The organism is Aeromonas piscicola, assembly GCF_000820005.1.
Taxonomy (GTDB): Bacteria; Pseudomonadota; Gammaproteobacteria; order Enterobacterales; family Aeromonadaceae; genus Aeromonas; species Aeromonas piscicola.
Genome location: NZ_CDBL01000086.1, coordinates 56575 through 72380 on the forward strand (window position 1 = coordinate 56575; position 15806 = coordinate 72380).

The window sequence follows — 15806 nt, forward strand, 5'->3', positions numbered from 1 at the left end:
GTTTCTGACACAACATAAAGATGCAGATAAAGGAATAGTTGCATGACCTACAGCCAGACCCTGGCCAACAATATTCTCGACACCCTGAAGAAGACCCTGACCGACAAGGGGATCCGCTATCAGACCCTGGCAGAAGCCATGGGGGTCTCCATCGCCACCATCAAGCGGATGATGAACAAACCCTCGCTGCCGTTCGATACCCTGCTGGAGATCTGTCACCTAGTGGGGCTCTCGTTCGAGGAGCTGCTGGACCGCACCCAGGATGCCCAGAGCCGCCGCGCCGTCTTCACCCAGGAGCAGGACGAGGCATTCCACAAGGAGCCGGGGCTCTACGCCTTTCTCGCCAACATCTTCTGGCGTGACAAGACGCTGATCGATCTGAAACGGGAATATGGCCTGACCGATGCCTCCTGCTACCTCTACCTGCGCAAGCTGGAGAAGCTCGGCATACTGCAGCTCGGCATAGACAACAGCTACCACTTCCTCATCAGCGAGCGCATCAGCTTCGAGCAGCACAGCCGCTTCGCCCGCCAGCAGGCGCGCCAGGCCATGTCCGTGCTGGGGGACTATCTGGTGGAGAACATGCACAAGTCCAACAACTACATGGCGCTGTGCCAGCTCCATCTGGACGAGAGCGAGGCCATGGCGCTGATCGAGCGGATGAAGGAGTACTGGCATCAGGAGCTCAAACTCAACCGCCCCGCCATCGGCCAGCGGGAGGGCAGCAAGACCTACACTATGTCGCTGCAGCTGGCGGACTGCGGTTATCAGAGCTTCGACGACCTGATCCCCAATATCGACAACTGATCCCGTCGGATCCTGCGGGATCCGTCTGCCTTGGTCAGCTCGATAGCGGCAATTCAGACCGTCTTGCTGCCATAGGCTGCAGCACCCGGGTGTCTAGAGGAATTCGTATCGCCATTGTGCCCGGCAGTGCTCGCTGATTTATTGTGACTCCGCCATATGGGGATATTTTGGGAGGATGAATGCAGGCTGCAGCGCCCGGGTATCCAGACGAATTCGTATCGCATCCGGCCGCCAGTGTTCAATATCGCAATCCACCAGCCCCCCTCGCTCGTCATAATTGACCCGTACCAGCCGCAGCACGGCGCTCCCTTCCGCCAGATTGAGCGCGCGGGCTATGGCTCCCCGTGCCGACGAGGGGGTGATCTCGAGGCTGGCGCCGCCCTGACCTATGCCATAGCGCTGTTGATAGAGTTCGGTGAGGGAGCTGGCCAGCGGCGCGCTGGCGATATCGGGAAAGCGGCTGGCCAGCAGGTGGTGGCTGACGTGGAGCACCGGGCGTCCATCGATCAGCCGCTGACGGCGGATTTCGTAGAGCGGGGTAAAGGGCTCCAGCCCCATCCAGCGGCACAGTTCGCTGCTGGCAAGCTCGCTGCCGTGGGCCAGCACCCGGGTTTCGGCGGTGCGTTGCTGCTCACCGATCCACTGGTGAAAGTGGGTGTGGATGGCGGGATCGTAGGTGAGTCTTGGCGGCGCCACAAACCAGCCGCGCCGCTCGGCCCGGTAGATAAGGCCATCCGCTTCGAGGCTGGAGAGCGCCTCCTTGATGGTGATGCGGGTGGTGGCAAAGCGCTCGCTCAGCGCCCGTTCGGCGGGCAACTGCTGCCCGGCCCCCAACTGACCGCTGCCGATATAGCGGCGCAGGGTCTGGCCAATCTGTTCGCACTTGGAGGAGGAGCGGCCATCGGCTACTCCCTGCTCGCTCAATCTCGGCTCGGTCACACTCATATCCCTGTTGGTCATGCTGAATCCCAGTGGCTGGCAAAGTCCCTGTTGGAGTAGTCCAGCCTCACTCGGGTTCAGAGTTGTAACCGCTCTGGATGACAGCGGCGTGACAGGGCGATTGTCATCAAACTGCCATCAAAGCGCCCCGCCACCGTCATATTTCCCCTCTAGCATCCCTCTCGAACCTTAACTGACCTAGTCCAGAGGGATGGGATGATGAAAAGCGTGATCGCAAGTGCACTGGCCCTGGTGGCCATCAGTCAACCACTGTTTGCCGCCGAGAACATCGCGGATCTCGAGAAGGCCGCCCGTGGCGAAGGCCAGCTCAGCAGTATCGGCATGCCCGACAGCTGGGCCAACTGGAAGGATACCTGGCAGCAGCTGGGCAGCATCTACGGCATCAAGCATCAGGATACCGACATGAGCTCGGCGCAGGAGATCGCCAAGTTCGCCGCCGAGAAGGCCAATGCCACCGCCGACATCGGCGATGTGGGCGGTGCCTTCGGTCCGGTTGCGGTCAAGCAGGGGGTTACCCAGCCCTACAAACCTTCCAGCTGGGCCGACATTCCCAACTGGGCCAAGGATGCGGACGGTCACTGGATGCTGGCCTATACCGGCACCATCGCCTTCCTGATCAACAAGGATCTGGTCAAGGCCGCCCCCACCAGCTGGCAATCCCTGCTGGGTGGCGACTACAAGGTGACCCTGGGTGATGTCGGCGTGGCCTCTCAGGCCAACAACGGCGTGCTGGCGGCGGCCTATGCCACCGGCGGCAGCGAGAAGAACCTCAAGCCCGCCCTGGAGCTGTTCGGCCAGCTGGCCAAACAGGGACGCCTCTCCCTGAACGACCCTTCCATCGCCAATATCGAGAAGGGTGAAGTGGAAGTCGGCGTGCTGTGGGACTTCAACGCACTGAACTACCGCGACAAGATAGACCCCAAGAAGTTTGATGTGGTTATCCCGAGCGACGGCTCCGTCATCGCCGGCTACACCACCATCATCAACAAGTGGGCCAAGAACCCCAACGCCGCCAAGCTGGCCCGGGAATACATCCTCTCAGACGCAGGTCAAATCAACCTGGCCCGTGGCTACGCCCGTCCCATCCGCAGCAATGTGGTATTGCCGGATGACGTGAAAGCCAAGCTGCTGCCTGCCGAGCAGTATGCCAATGCCAAGCCGGTCAGCGATCATGCCGCCTGGGAACAGAGCTCCAAGGCCCTGCCGCGCCAGTGGCAGGAAACCGTCATGATCAACATGCAGTAAGGGGATCCAGTGCAACACAAGGTGATAGTGGTACTTGTGGATGGCCTGTCTGCCGAGGTAGCCCACACAATGGGCTACCTCACAGGCATGGTGGAGGCACAGCGCGGCTTGTATACGACCCTGAGCTGTGCCCTGCCCTCCCTCTCCCGGCCGCTCTACGAGTGCATCCTGACCGGCGTACCGCCAGTGGCCAGCGGCATCACCCACAATGGTGTCAGTCGCTTGAGCCAGCATGAATCCATCTTCCATCTCGCCCGAGCCAGCGGCAAACGCACGGCAGCCGCGGCCTATTACTGGGTGAGCGAGCTCTATAACTGCACTCCCTGGCTCGCGTTGCGGGATCGCTATACCCATGACGAGCAGCTGCCGATCCAGCACGGCTGCTTCTACTGGGATGACAGCTACCCCGACAGCCATCTGCTGATGGATGGGGAATGGCTCAGAACCCAGCATGATCCCGATTTTCTGTTGATCCACCCCATGGGAGTGGACGATGCGGGCCACAAGTTTGGCCTGGACTCGCGCCAGTACCGCAACCAGGCGCGCCGCATGGACAGCCTGCTGGCCGATCTGCTGCCCCAGTGGCTGGGGGAAGGCTACCAGGTGCTGGTGACCTCGGATCACGGCATGAACAACGACTTGAGCCACGGCGGCACCTTGCCCGAGGAGCGCACCGTACCGCTCTGGCTGTTTGGCGATGCCTTTGTGGCCCAGTGGCCTGCCGGACCGGCCTTGCAACAAACCCAGCTCTGCGGTCTGATGGCCGACTTGCTTGGCGTTTCCCATGACAAGCCAAGCGGCCTGCCGCTGCTCAAGGCAGCCTGCCTGCGCGAGGTGCACTGATGATCTCTGCCGCCACCCGGATCCTGCCGGATCAAGCCGTGATCCCGCGTCAAACCCGTCGTCACTGGCTGCCTGCGCTGGTACTGCTGCCATTTTTCCTCTTGATGATACTGTTCCAGCTCGCCCCCATGGTGTGGGTACTGGTGGGCAGCTTTCAAACCCCGGAAGGCTGGGGCCTGGATCATTACCGGGAGATCCTGAGCTCCCCTTTCTACCTCCAATCCTTCACCAACTCATTGCGCATCGCCGGTATCGCCAGTCTGGCAGGGCTTGCCATCGGCACCCTGGGGGCGGCAGCGCTGCGCCAGAGCGGTGAGCGGGTCAAGCGAGCCCTGCTGGCGTTTGTCACCATGACCAGCAACTTCAGCGGTGTGCCGCTGGCGTTCGCCTTCATCATCATTCTCGGCATCAACGGCGCCATCACACTGCTGCTCAAATCCTGGGGCTGGATCGACGGTTTCAACCTCTACTCCGGGGCTGGTCTCATCCTCATCTACACCTATTTCCAGATCCCGCTCGCCCTGCTGCTGCTCTACCCGGCGTTCGATGCGCTGCAGGATGACTGGCCCCAGGCCGCCGCCCTGCTGGGTGCCAGCAAGAGGCAGTATGTGTGGCACGTGGCGCTGCCGGTGCTGACGCCAGCACTGCTCGGTACTCTCATCATCCTGTTTGCCAATGCGGTGGGGGCCTATGCCTCCGCCTACGCCCTCACCACGGGCAACTTCAACCTGGTGACCATACGGGTGGCCAGCCTGGTCTCCGGCGACATCTTCCTCGAACCCAATCTGGCGGCGGCGCTGGCGGTGATCCTGATGGTGTTGCTGGGCGTGGTGACGGCCGCCAACCAGTGGCTGCTGAAGAAGAGCTATGTGAACAAGGGGCAATCCCATGAATGACCTGACACCGCGCTGGCCAAGGTGGGTACTGGGGGCGCTGGTCACCACCCTGCTGCTGCCACTGCTGGCGACCCTGCTTTACTCCCTCTCCACCCGCTGGGGCGCAACTCTGCTGCCGGACGGCTTCACGCTGGAGTGGTATCTGCAACTGTGGGGGGATCCGCGCTTCCTGGCTGCCTTCGGCCGCAGCCTGTTTGTCTGTTTCGCCACCCTGCTGCTGGGCACGCTGGTGCTGGTCCCGACCGTGCTGGTGGTGGCCTACTACTTCCCCAAGCTGGATCCCTGGATGAACCTGCTGATCCTGCTCCCCTTCGCGGTGCCGCCCGTGGTCTCTTCGGTGGGGCTGTTGCAGATCTACGCCGACGGTCCGCTGCCCATAGTCGGCACGCCCTGGATCCTGGTGGGCACCTGGTTCACAGTGGTGCTCCCCTTCATGTATCGGGCACTGGCCAACAGCTTGCAGGGCGTGCCGCTCCGGGATCTGATGGATGCCGCCCACCTGCTGGGGGCGAGCAGCGCACGCGCCTTCGCTATGGTGGTGCTGCCAAATCTGCGCAAGGGGCTGCTGGCGGCGCTGTTTCTGTCGCTCTCCTTCCTGCTTGGTGAGTTCGTGTTTGCCAACATGCTGGTGGGCACCCGTTACGAAACCCTGCAGGTCTATCTCTACAACATGCGCGCCACCTCGGGCCACTTCACCAGCGCGCTGGTGATGAGCTACTTCCTGCTGACCCTGCTGCTCACCTGGGCGGCGAACAGATTCCATCGGTGATCCCATATGTTCCATCTAGAAGTAACCCAACTGCACAAATCCTACGGCGAGACCAAGGTGTTCGAGGGGATAGAATTCGGCATCCGCAAGGGGGAGCTGGTGACCCTGCTCGGTCCCTCCGGCTGCGGCAAATCCACCCTGCTGCGGGCACTGGCCGGGCTGACGCCGGTCGATGGCGGTCAGGTACGGGTGGCAGGTGAGGACATCACCTGGCAGGCGCCGCAGAAGCGCGGCATCGGCATGGTGTTCCAGAGCTATGCGCTGTTCCCCAACATGACGGTGTGGGACAACGTGGCCTTCGGCCTCAGAATGAAACCCCAGCCTGGACGGGAACTGGCCGCCAGTGTGCAGGAGGCCTTGAGCCTGGTTGAGCTGGATGGCTTCGAGCGCCGCTATCCAGGCGAGCTCTCCGGCGGCCAGCGCCAGCGGGTCGCCCTCGCCCGCGCCCTGGTGGTACGGCCGCGGATCCTGCTGTTGGATGAACCCCTCTCTGCGCTGGATGCCCGCATCCGCCGCAGCCTGCGATTGCAGATCCGCGAGATCCAGCAGCGGCTCGAGCTCACCACCATCTTCGTCACCCACGATCAGGAAGAGGCGCTGACCATGTCGGATCGGGTGTTCCTGATGAACAAGGGGGAGATAGTGCAAAGCGGCAGCCCGGAGCAGATCTATACACAGCCTGCCAGCGAGTTCGTGGCGAGCTTTATCGGCCACTACAACCTGCTGGCCCCCGAGCAGGCCAAGTCACTGTTCGGCCCCCGTTTTCGCGGCACCCTGGCGCTGCGACCCGAGTCCATCAACCTGTTGCCTGCGGGGACGCAGAGCCTTGATCCCTGCCTGCCCGGCGTCATTCGCCAGCAGCAGTTGCTCGGCAACATCATCCGCTATCAGGTGGAGTGCGAAGCGGGGCTCTTGACGGTGGATACCCTCAATCGCTCGGCTCGCGACCTGTTGCCAGTGGGCACGGCCGTCACCCTGGCGGTGGCCCGGGATCAACTGTGTGAGGTAGCATAAGCGATGGATTACGCCCCCTTTAAATCGGCGCGCGGCCAACATGCCGCCCGTCAATCATCACAGTTATGGATAGCTAGGAGCAGGTATGGCACTGGCACTGTTTGATCTGGACGAAACCCTGATTGCCGGGGATTCCGCCAGCCTCTGGCTGGAGTACATGGTGGCCCAGGAGCTGGCCCCGGCGGACATGATTGCCGAGGAGCAGGCCATGATGTCCCTCTACCATCAGGGCAAGATGGACATGCATCAGTACATGGCATTCACCCTGCGGCCGCTGGCGGGCAAGTCGCGCCAGTGGCTCGGCCAGCAGTGCCAGCACTTCACCGAGCAAGTGCTGCGCGAGCGCCTCTACTCCGAGGGTGTGGAGCGCATCGAATGGCATAGGGAGCGCGGCGACGAGCTGGTACTGATCTCCGCCTCCGGCGAGCATCTGGTGGCGCCCATGGCGCAGATGCTGGGGATGGATCACTGCGTCGCCATACTGCTCGATGAGGAGGAGGGCATGCTGACCGGCCAGACTCGCGGTACCCTGAGTTTTCGGGAGGGCAAGGTGGCACGCATCAACCAGCTGTTTGCCGGGGATGACAACCTCTGGCAGGAGAGTTATGGCTACAGTGACTCCCACAACGACCTGCCGATGTTGCGGGCGGTGACCCATCCCCATGCGGTCAACCCGGCTCCCGGTCTGCGTCAGGTCGCCGCCGAACACGACTGGCCGACCCTGGACTGGCAGCTGATCGGCTGAATGAAGAAGAGGCCCTCAGGCCTCTTCGTTGCTCAACAGGTTGCCCTTTGGCAAGCTCCCCTCTCCGGCCACAAGTTCCTGCGGCTTGCCCAGGTAGATGCGGTTTTTGCCATCACGCTTGGCGCGATAGACCTCGGCATCGGCCACCTCCAGCAACGTCTTGCCATGCGTCACCCCGTTGCTGGCCACCAGCCCGCCACTCAAGGTCAGCTTGAGGCCCGGCTCGCGCCAGTCCAGTGACTCCACGCCCTTGCGGAACTGCTCCAGCAACATCAGACAGAAGTGGGTGTCCGGGTTGACCATCAGCACCACCAGCTCCTCCCCGCCGTAACGGCAGACCCAGCCATGATCCCCCAGCAGCCGCATGGCCAGCTGAGCCACCCGCTTGAGCACCACATCCCCGGTCTGGTGGCCATAGTTGTCGTTGACCCGCTTGAAGTCATCGAGATCGACCATGGCCAGGCAGAAGGGCTGGTGTTCGAGCAACAGCCGGGTCAGGCGTTCGTCGAAGAAACGGCGATTGTAGAGGCCGGTCAGTTTGTCCAGATTGGCCTGCTGGCGCGCCTCGTGATAATCCTTGCTCGCCTCGGCCAGCTCGGCGTAGACGTACTTGAGCTCCCGCATCCCGCCCTGGGGTACGTCATCGGGTTGGGTCCGGCTGGCCCGGATCATGGCGGCTATCTCATCGAGCATGCGGCGAAAATAACGGGACCACACCAGCGCCAGTACGAGATAGAGCACGCAGGCCAGCGCCACCATCAGCTGCACGTTGAGGGAGACCCTGTCGATCGCGGCCTGAACGCTGACCGCCGGTTGCACGCTGATCAGCACCCAGTTGCGCTCAGGCAACTTGCTGTAGGCCACGAACAGCTGGGAGGCCTTGTCCAGGAAGATGCCATCCCCCTGATTGAAGCGGGAGAGCCACTGGGGATGGGCCATGGGCTTGAGCAACTGGGCGGGATCCGGGTGCACCAGCACCTTGCCGGACTGATTGACGATCATCTGGTAACCGTTGTCAGCCTGGCGGTTCAGCTGGGCCGAGAAGGGCGCAAGGATGGCATCGACTGCAAACACCCCCTGCACCTTGCCGCTGGCATCGGTCAACGCCCGTGCCAGGGCGATCACCAGATTCCCGTTGGTGTAGTCGTAGTAGGGCTCGGTCCAGACCATCTTGCCCAGATGCTGGCTGGCCAGCTGATACCAGGGGCGGCCCCTGGGATCGAAGTTGGCATCCGCCTCCCACTTGGGATAAATCAGCATCTGGCGCTCTGCCGTGCCGACATAGATGTAGATCAGGTCGGCCATCATCCCCTTGTAGAGCCGCCACTCCTTCAGATAGGTCTCGGTATTGTGCAGGCGGGGGCCGCTGATATCTTCCACCTTCACTTGGTCGTAGATAAGCGTAAACTGCCGTTCCATCTCCTGGAGATAGGGCTCGATGAAGACGTGACGCAACTGGTGATTGGTGGCGAGCAGACGCTGCTGCAACTCGTTTTGCAGGCTGCGTTCCATGTGCAGATAGTAGATGCCGCCCAGCATCAGTACAGGAATGAACAACAGCAACAACCCCAGGCGCATCCGGGCAACCAGAGACCAGGTTTTCTTGGAGACAACACGCTTATCCAACCCGGACTCCTGCTACCGTCAGACATGATGTAATGTCAGAATATCAGCACCACAGGATGGAGTCCAAAAGGAAGCTGGTTATGTGCTCAACAAGAGGTAATCGACACGGATGTTGAACCCGGATCTGCTGATGGCGCTGCACTATTGCGCCGTGATCACCCTGACCGGGGCCATCACCTCCGAGTATTTTCTGTTCCGGCGCGGCATGTCCATCGAACAGGTACGCAAGCTGCTGCTGGCCGACGGCCTGGCGGCGCTGGCCCTGCTGCTCATCTTCATCACGGGCGTGTTGCAGGTGCTCGCCCACCCCGACGAGCCCGCCGTGCTGCTCGCCAACCCAGGCTATCGCACCAAGCTGCTGCTGTTTTTCGTGATGGCCATCAGCTTTGGCTACCCCAGCCGCCTCTTCTATCGCTGGCGCCGCTCCCTGCGCCAGGGTCGGGCCCCCATGGTCTCCATCCAGCAGCAGTTCTGGGTGATCTGGATCCTGCGCGGCAACCTCTTGTTGCTTGCCCTCATTCCCCTGCTGGCCAAACTCGTCAGCAGCTGAAGACGACTCTGATTCAGCAGCCATAAGGACTAATCCGTCCCCTACACGGCCATTCTGCGGCGGCCACCCTTTTCTCTCACAGCCCCTCCTGTGGACCAAACTCGCGAGCGCTAAAGACAAATCCCCCCGCACACGGTTATCTTGGTGGCTGGAGTTTTGCGGACGGGTGTCTGCCCGCCACCTTTTCAGGGATGAATTCGTATGCGTTCGAACATGATGTTACTGATGGCCGCCGCCATCTGGGGGCTGGGCTTCGTCGCCCAGCGGCTGGGGATGGATCACATGGGGCCTTACACCTTCAACGGTCTGCGCTTTCTGCTGGGGGCCGCCTCCCTGCTGCCGTTGCTGTGGTGGCTCGAGTCACGCCAGCCCACGGGTCAGTCCGGTGATCGCCGCCTGTTGCTGACCGGGGGCCTGCTCGCCGGTCTCGTGCTGTTCAGCGCCGCCTCCCTGCAGCAGGTGGGACTCCTCTATACCACGGCCGCCAAGGCGGGCTTCATCACAGGCCTCTACATCATACTGGTGCCCGTCATCGGCCTGGCACTGCGCCACAAGACCGGGGCCAACACCTGGATCGGCGCCCTCATCGCCATGGCCGGGCTCTATTACCTGAGCGTGACCGAGGAGTTCACCATAGGCTACGGCGACCTGTTGCAGGTGATCGGCGCCCTGTTCTGGGCCATTCATCTGCTGGTGCTGGATCACTACTCGAGCCGGGTCGCGCCGATCCGCCTGGCTGGCGTGCAGTTCCTGGTGTGCGGCCTGCTCAGCCTGGGGGTCGCCTTCACCATGGAGACGCCGACCATGAGCGGCGCTGTGGCGGGCTGGCAGGCGCTGCTCTATGCCGGTCTGGTCTCGGTCGGGATCGGCTACACACTGCAGGTGGTGGGACAGCGCGGCGCCCATCCGGCCCACGCCGCCATCATCCTCAGCCTGGAGACGGTGTTCGCCGCCATCGGCGGTGTGCTGCTGCTCGGCGAGACCCTGGATGAACGTGCCATGGTGGGCTGCGCCCTGATGCTGGCGGGCATGTTGATCTCCCAGATCCGCCTGCGCTGGTGGTGGAAGTCGCGTCGGGACAAGGTGCCCAGCCAGCCCTGATGCGGGCGGACATCTTGCTCTCTCGGGGCGGCTGTGCCGAGACGGCGTCACCCATCTCACATGAAACGAGGCGCCCACGGGCGCCTCGTTTCATTGCCACTGGTGGCCACATGGCTAACGCACGCTGGAGCAGAAACTCACGTCGTCGCGCAGGGGATCGTTGCTCACGCTGTGGTAGAGCTCGAAACAGGGACCGCTGCCAAATTCCAGCCCGGCCGCGACTATGTCGCCCACATGCTCCTGCCAGCGCGGCCCGTACTGGCTGCGATCCGTGATGAGGTAGCGGGACTGGGCATAACGTCCGGCGGGAATGAGCTGGGTTTCCACCTCCCCCTCGCCCCGGGTCTGGGCAGGCACAGTGACGCCGACATCGGTGCGGCACTGGGCCGGCGGCGTAACCTCCGGGTTGTCGTGGTAGATAAAGATCCACTCGCCACCCTCAAGACCGCGGGCCGCCGCCCACTGATGCAGACGGCCGCAGACGGCATCATACCCCTCGCCATAGGGGCCGGTGACCCGGATATAAGCCAGGGTGCGGGTGTCCATCTCGACAGTTTTCATGGTATTGCTCCTTGCTGATGAATGACCTTCAGCATAAGGGGTCGAGCCCTCCCATGCGTGTCCATCCTTGCTCTCCAGGTGTCCATTTTTGCGCTTGTCACGGCGAAACTCGCCAGGGGCGCAACCGTAATGGCGGCGAAACGCCTTGGCAAATGCCTGGGAGCTGGCAAGGCCCGCCTCCAGCGCGATGGCGGTGACGCTGGCGTCCGTGTAGCAGAGCTGCCAGGCCGCCCGCTGCATGCGCAGTCGCCGACACATCTCCCCCGGCGCCTCGCCCGCCACTGCGGTGAACACCCGGTGAAAATGGTAGAGGGAGAGGCAGGCCCGATCCGCCAGCGCCTCGATGGAGAGATCGGGATCCCGCTCCAACGCCCGGATCACCGGACGCAATCTGGCCTGATAGTCGACCATGCCGTTAGCGACTGGCGCCCCCCGCGACTCTGGCCATATAGAACACATCCACATAGCGCCCCTGCCGGAAGGCATAGTCACGAGCCCGCCCCTCTTCCACAAAGCCAAACTTGCAATAGAGCGCCTGCGCCGCTTCGTTATCGACGAAAACCGTCAACTCAATACGGTGCAGGTTGAGCCAGTTATCTGCCAGGTCCAGCGCCGCAGCCATCAGGGCAGAGCCCACCCCCTTGCCTGCACAGTCATCCCGTACCCCCATGCCGATACCGGCCACATGCTTGCGTCTGGGATTGGGCTCCACATGCAATGAGATCTGGCCCACCAGCAGGCCGTCGACCTCGGCCACCAGCGCCACCACGCTTCCGTTCTCCAACCGCTTCTGCCAGACGCTCAGGGTCGGATACGGCAGTTGCAAGGTGCCCGCCTGGGCATTGGGCAGGGCGTAGAGATCCCGCAAGGCGGGGGCATCGGCGGGTTCGGCATGACGGATAGTAATCTGCATATGAGGCTCCTTCTCGAAGCCTCCATCATGCAATATCCGGCGCGGTTGCACATCCCCCCACCACACCCATTTGCGATGCCTATCAAAGGGCTAGGAAAGGCCCATTGGCCCATCACTGCGCAGATCCGTAGGCTGGCCCCATATCAACAAGGAGAGAAGCCATGACTGACAAGACCCTGCACAGCACCAACGGCGCCCCCGTCGTCGACAACAACAACAGCCTCACCGCCGGCCCGCGCGGCCCCGTATTGATGCAAGATATCTGGTTGATGGAGAAACTCGCCCACTTCGACCGCGAGCGCATTCCCGAGCGGGTGGTTCACGCTAAGGGCTCCGGCGCCTACGGCACCTTTACCGTGACCCACGATATTAGCCAGTTCAGCAAGGCCGACCTGTTCAACGCCATTGGCAAGCAGACCCCGGTCTTCCTGCGCTTCTCCACAGTGGCCGGTGAGAAGGGCGCCGCCGATGCCGAGCGCGACGTGCGCGGCTTCGCCCTCAAGTTCTACACCGAGCAGGGCAACTGGGATCTGGTGGGCAACAACACACCGGTCTTTTTCATCCGCGATCCGCTGAAATTCCCGGACTTCATCCACACCCAGAAACGGGATCCGCGCACCAACCTGCGCAGCGCCACCGCCGCCTGGGACTTCTGGTCCCGCCATCCGGAATCCCTGCATCAGGTCACCATACTGTTCAGCGACCGCGGCATCCCCAAGAGCCTGCGGGAGATGAACGGCTACGGCAGCCACACCTTCAGCTTTATCAACGACGCCAACGAGCGCTTCTGGGTCAAGTTCCACTTCAAGACCGAGCAGGGCCACAGCTTCTACACAGATGAAGAGGCGGCCAATGCCGTCGGTCAGGATCGGGAGACCAGCCAGGCCGATCTGTTCAATGCCATCGAGCAGGGCGACTTCCCGCGCTGGAAGGTCTATGTGCAGGTGATGTCGGAGGCCGACGCCCAGACTTACCAAATCCACCCGTTCGACCTCACCAAGGTGTGGCCGCACAGCGACTACCCGCTGATCCCGGTCGGGATGCTGGAGCTCAACCAGAACCCGGACAACTACTTCGCCCACGTGGAGCAGGCCGCCTTTACCCCAGCCAACGTGGTGCCCGGTATCGGCTTCTCGCCGGATCGCATGCTGCAGGGACGGCTGTTCTCCTACGGCGACACCCAGCGCTATCGCCTCGGCGTCAACCACGGCCTGCTGCCGGTCAACGCTCCGCGCTGCCCGTTCCACCACGGTGCCCATCGTGACGGCGCCATGCGGGCAGACAGCAATGGCGGTGCCAGCCCCAACTATCAGCCGAACCGTTTCGGTACCCAGCAGCCGAGCGAACAGCACGAACCGGCACTGAGTCTGGAAGGGGCCGCCCTGCACTACGATTTTCGTGACTACGACAGCGACTACTACTGCCAGCCCGGCAACCTGTTCCGCATCATGGACGAGGGGCAGCGTTCACGGCTCGCCGCCAACCTGGCGCGCTCCCTCATCAACGTGGAAGATGACGCCATAGTCGCGGCCCAGCTCAAGCACTTCGAGCAGGCCGACCCCGAATACGCCAAGCGGGTCGAACTGGCACTGGCCGCCCTGCAGCGCTAAGTCGCAAGCAGGCAACATCTGCAAAAGCAAAACGGGGGCCTGATGGCCCCCGTTCTCGTCATGGCGGTGCGTGATGAATAAAAAACGGAGCCAGAGGCTCCGTTTTCAATGCGGTATCAATCCCGGACGGAACGCGCTTCGCGCTCTTCCCGCTCCCTTGCCAACAAGCGTTTGTACCACCAGCTACTGCGACGACGTTGTGCATTGGAAGAGCGACGAGCCATTTCTTAGGTTCCAGCCAAGAGAGGAAAAGAGCCGCATTATGCGATAGAGGTCACGTCCATGTCTTTAGCTGGATCAAGAAAAGCCTCACTGACCCACGCTGATGGTGCTGCGCTGCGCCGCCTTGTCGGCCACATGCGACGCCCTTGCAGGTTCACGCCAGGCCAGCGGCCCGTTGCTCTCCAGCTCGTTTTGCGGGCCGCACTCCAGCCAGCTGTCGCCCTGTTGAATGCGGGCACCCAAGGAGTATTTCTGATCCTGATACCAGCAGACTCGCTCCGGCAACGACCCCAGCGGCAGCACCAGCTCGCTCCCCGCCTGCGCCTGTTTCACATCGGCTGGCCCGGCGACGGCAGTCGCACTGCCCAGCAAAACCAGCAGCAGGCAACCCACCCCACACTTGCTTGCACTCATGGTGTCACTCCTTGCTCGATACGGGATGAAAGCGACCGGAAACGGCGCAAACTTGATTAATAAGCCGCACGCCGACTGGCATTCCCAAGCCAATATGATAGCCTGCCAGCGCCTGCTCACGCCCGTCAAAACCGGCGCAGGAAAACCCCGGTGGATTTGTCGGTTCTCGACGAATATAACCTTATTAATCAAATCGTTATTTGGATATTATCCCAATGCGTATCATGCCGTTGCTCCAGGCGGCCTGCCTGAGCCTGATGTTGTCCGCCTGCGTCGCCCCCCTCTTGATGATGAGCCCTACCAGTCAACTGATGTGGGCCCTGCTCAAGCCGCTGGTCGGTTTCGACCCCAACGAAGCCAACCTGTTCGAACAGCCGATGATCAAGGATCGAATGACCGGCATTCTGGGCCCCAATTACGACAGCACCATGCAGTTGCTCAAGACAGCCAACGAGCTGCAGCAGGAAGGCCCGCTGTTCTACGTGGTCTCCCGCTACGCCCCCGTGCCGGACGTTGCCAAGCAGGCCGGCATGGTCTGGAACTCACAGACCAACCAGATGTCCGTCATGCTGCTCAAGGGCGATGGCACACCCCAGGTATTTGGCGAGAACCTGGCCGCGGGCGCACCGACCTGGCCAAGCGAGATGCAGAACTGGCAGGCTCAGGGCAACCCGACGGCCACCGCCCTCTCCGGCGCCAACAAGGCATTGACCGGAACCGGTGCCACTACCTCGGTACTCGGCAGCGTGCTGGGCTCGATCCAGCAAGGTGCCAGCAAGACCATGACGGATACCACCAAGCAGATAGTCGGCAGCGCCACTGCCTCGGCCCAGCAGCAAGCCAGCAAGGCCGCGACCGATGTCACCAAGCAGGCCGTCAGCAGCGCCAGCACCACGGTACAGCAGCAGGCCGCCAAGGCCGTGACCGAGCCCGCCAAACAGACCGTCAGCAGCGCCAGCACCACGGTACAACAGCAGGCCGCCAAGGCCGCGACCGAGCCCGCCAAACAGGCCGTCAGCAGCGCCAGCACCACGGTACAACAGCAGGCCGCCAAGGCCGTGACCGAGCCCGCCAAACAGATCGTCAGCAGCGCCAGCACCACGGCACAGCAGCAGGCCGCCAAGGCCATGACCGAACCCGCCAAGCAGGCGGTCAGCAGCGCTACCACCACGGCACAGCAGCAGGCCAGCAAGGCCGTGACCGAACCCGCCAAGCAGGCGGTCAGCAGCGCTACCACCACGGTACAGCAGCAGGCCGCCAAGGCCGCGACCGAGCCCGCCAAGCAGGCCGTAAGCAGCGCCGCAACGACTGCGGGCAAGGCAGTCGCCGATGCGGCCGCCAAGGCTGAAGCCGCCCGCCAGCAGAGCGAGCAGGCACGCGCCGCCGCCGAAGCCGAGATGGAAGCCCTGCTCAAGTAAGCCACAGGCCATCGCAGGATGGCCTGTTTTCCCTCCCCCCATTGCTCACCGCCAAGCCAGACAACCCGTCCGCACAGTGGAAACCATGAACTTCTCGGCATAGCCCCCTAAA

16 protein-coding genes are annotated in these 15806 nt (G+C 62.5%); 11 read left to right on the plus strand and 5 right to left on the minus strand.

Annotated features, from left to right (window positions below; genetic code table 11):
• Positions 1-42: 42 nt before the first annotated feature.
• A complete protein-coding gene (locus BN1128_RS22950) occupies positions 43-807 on the plus strand; it encodes a helix-turn-helix domain-containing protein (RefSeq protein WP_042873249.1) in 765 nt (254 codons plus the stop codon).
• A 138-nt stretch (positions 808-945) separates the two neighbouring features.
• Here the strand turns inward: BN1128_RS22950 and BN1128_RS22955 are convergent, their stop codons facing one another.
• Complete coding sequence (locus BN1128_RS22955; protein ID WP_042873251.1) at positions 946-1767, minus strand: UTRA domain-containing protein; 822 nt, start codon at positions 1765-1767, stop codon at positions 946-948.
• A 198-nt stretch (positions 1768-1965) separates the two neighbouring features.
• On the opposite strand from BN1128_RS22955, the gene BN1128_RS22960 reads away from it, so the two are divergent.
• The 6 genes from BN1128_RS22960 (at position 1966) to BN1128_RS22985 (ending at position 7279) form a co-directional block, all read left to right on the plus strand.
• On the plus strand, positions 1966-3012 hold the full coding sequence (locus tag BN1128_RS22960; protein ID WP_042873253.1) for an ABC transporter substrate-binding protein: 1047 nt from the start codon (positions 1966-1968) through the stop codon (positions 3010-3012).
• Between the two features lie 9 nt (positions 3013-3021).
• Positions 3022-3855: an alkaline phosphatase family protein gene (locus BN1128_RS22965; protein WP_042873255.1), complete on the plus strand. Its 834-nt coding sequence runs from the start codon at positions 3022-3024 to the stop codon at positions 3853-3855.
• Positions 3855-4751, plus strand: a complete 897-nt coding sequence (locus tag BN1128_RS22970; RefSeq protein WP_042873257.1) for an ABC transporter permease — start codon at positions 3855-3857, stop codon at positions 4749-4751. The genes BN1128_RS22965 and BN1128_RS22970 overlap by 1 nt, the downstream gene beginning before the upstream one ends.
• The gene (locus BN1128_RS22975; RefSeq protein WP_042873259.1) at positions 4744-5520 is read left to right on the plus strand and encodes an ABC transporter permease; all 777 of its coding nucleotides are present in this window, start codon (positions 4744-4746) and stop codon (positions 5518-5520) included. Before BN1128_RS22970 ends, BN1128_RS22975 begins: the two co-directional genes overlap by 8 nt.
• A 6-nt stretch (positions 5521-5526) precedes the next feature.
• The gene (locus tag BN1128_RS22980) at positions 5527-6534 is read left to right on the plus strand and encodes an ABC transporter ATP-binding protein (RefSeq protein WP_042873261.1); all 1008 of its coding nucleotides are present in this window, start codon (positions 5527-5529) and stop codon (positions 6532-6534) included.
• An 85-nt stretch (positions 6535-6619) separates the two neighbouring features.
• Positions 6620-7279, plus strand: a complete 660-nt coding sequence (locus BN1128_RS22985; protein ID WP_042873263.1) for an HAD family hydrolase — start codon at positions 6620-6622, stop codon at positions 7277-7279.
• 15 nt (positions 7280-7294) lie between these two features.
• Here BN1128_RS22985 and BN1128_RS22990 read toward each other — a convergent pair whose 3' ends face one another.
• Entirely contained in the window at positions 7295-8905 is a 1611-nt protein-coding gene (locus BN1128_RS22990) for a sensor domain-containing diguanylate cyclase (RefSeq protein WP_042873264.1), read from the minus strand.
• A gap of 109 nt (positions 8906-9014) precedes the next feature.
• Between BN1128_RS22990 and BN1128_RS22995 the strand changes: the two genes are divergently transcribed.
• Together BN1128_RS22995 and BN1128_RS23000 are read left to right on the plus strand one after the other, a co-directional pair.
• Positions 9015-9455 carry a DUF2214 family protein gene (locus tag BN1128_RS22995; protein WP_042873268.1) on the plus strand — a complete coding sequence of 147 codons (441 nt, stop codon included), beginning with the start codon at positions 9015-9017 and terminating at the stop codon, positions 9453-9455.
• A gap of 201 nt (positions 9456-9656) precedes the next feature.
• Entirely contained in the window at positions 9657-10556 is a 900-nt protein-coding gene (locus BN1128_RS23000; RefSeq protein ID WP_042873270.1) for a DMT family transporter, read from the plus strand.
• Between the two features lie 114 nt (positions 10557-10670).
• On the opposite strand, the gene BN1128_RS23005 is transcribed toward BN1128_RS23000, so the two are convergent.
• Together BN1128_RS23005 and BN1128_RS23010 are read right to left on the minus strand one after the other, a co-directional pair.
• Positions 10671-11528, minus strand: coding sequence for an AraC family transcriptional regulator (locus tag BN1128_RS23005; RefSeq protein ID WP_042873272.1), 858 nt, complete (start codon positions 11526-11528; stop codon positions 10671-10673).
• A 4-nt stretch (positions 11529-11532) separates the two neighbouring features.
• A complete protein-coding gene (locus BN1128_RS23010) occupies positions 11533-12030 on the minus strand; it encodes a GNAT family N-acetyltransferase (RefSeq protein ID WP_042873274.1) in 498 nt (165 codons plus the stop codon).
• Positions 12031-12191: 161 nt separating this feature from the next.
• Between BN1128_RS23010 and BN1128_RS23015 the strand changes: the two genes are divergently transcribed.
• Positions 12192-13640: a catalase gene (locus BN1128_RS23015; RefSeq protein ID WP_042873276.1), complete on the plus strand. Its 1449-nt coding sequence runs from the start codon at positions 12192-12194 to the stop codon at positions 13638-13640.
• Positions 13641-13949: 309 nt separating this feature from the next.
• Here the strand turns inward: BN1128_RS23015 and BN1128_RS23020 are convergent, their stop codons facing one another.
• A complete protein-coding gene (locus BN1128_RS23020) occupies positions 13950-14276 on the minus strand; it encodes a YnjH family protein (RefSeq protein WP_042873279.1) in 327 nt (108 codons plus the stop codon).
• Positions 14277-14491: 215 nt separating this feature from the next.
• Here BN1128_RS23020 and BN1128_RS23025 point away from each other — a divergent pair, with 215 nt between their 5' ends.
• Entirely contained in the window at positions 14492-15694 is a 1203-nt protein-coding gene (locus BN1128_RS23025) for a hypothetical protein (protein WP_042873281.1), read from the plus strand.
• Positions 15695-15806: the final 112 nt, after the last annotated feature.

Excerpts from the sequence above, each read along its gene's own strand:
- BN1128_RS22950 (WP_042873249.1), top strand. The coding sequence starts at position 43 with ATGACCTACAGCCAGACCCTGGCCAACAATATTCTCGACACCCTGAAG.
- BN1128_RS23020 (WP_042873279.1), bottom strand. The coding sequence starts at position 14,276 with ATGAGTGCAAGCAAGTGTGGGGTGGGTTGCCTGCTGCTGGTTTTGCTG.
- BN1128_RS23015 (WP_042873276.1), top strand. The coding sequence starts at position 12,192 with ATGACTGACAAGACCCTGCACAGCACCAACGGCGCCCCCGTCGTCGAC.
- BN1128_RS22995 (WP_042873268.1), top strand. The coding sequence starts at position 9,015 with ATGTTGAACCCGGATCTGCTGATGGCGCTGCACTATTGCGCCGTGATC.
- BN1128_RS23010 (WP_042873274.1), bottom strand. The coding sequence starts at position 12,030 with ATGCAGATTACTATCCGTCATGCCGAACCCGCCGATGCCCCCGCCTTG.
- BN1128_RS22970 (WP_042873257.1), top strand. The coding sequence starts at position 3,855 with ATGATCTCTGCCGCCACCCGGATCCTGCCGGATCAAGCCGTGATCCCG.
- BN1128_RS22975 (WP_042873259.1), top strand. The coding sequence starts at position 4,744 with ATGAATGACCTGACACCGCGCTGGCCAAGGTGGGTACTGGGGGCGCTG.
- BN1128_RS22985 (WP_042873263.1), top strand. The coding sequence starts at position 6,620 with ATGGCACTGGCACTGTTTGATCTGGACGAAACCCTGATTGCCGGGGAT.
- BN1128_RS23005 (WP_042873272.1), bottom strand. The coding sequence starts at position 11,528 with ATGGTCGACTATCAGGCCAGATTGCGTCCGGTGATCCGGGCGTTGGAG.
- BN1128_RS22980 (WP_042873261.1), top strand. The coding sequence starts at position 5,527 with ATGTTCCATCTAGAAGTAACCCAACTGCACAAATCCTACGGCGAGACC.
- BN1128_RS22955 (WP_042873251.1), bottom strand. The coding sequence starts at position 1,767 with ATGACCAACAGGGATATGAGTGTGACCGAGCCGAGATTGAGCGAGCAG.
- BN1128_RS23000 (WP_042873270.1), top strand. The coding sequence starts at position 9,657 with ATGCGTTCGAACATGATGTTACTGATGGCCGCCGCCATCTGGGGGCTG.
- BN1128_RS23025 (WP_042873281.1), top strand. The coding sequence starts at position 14,492 with ATGCGTATCATGCCGTTGCTCCAGGCGGCCTGCCTGAGCCTGATGTTG.
- BN1128_RS22960 (WP_042873253.1), top strand. The coding sequence starts at position 1,966 with ATGAAAAGCGTGATCGCAAGTGCACTGGCCCTGGTGGCCATCAGTCAA.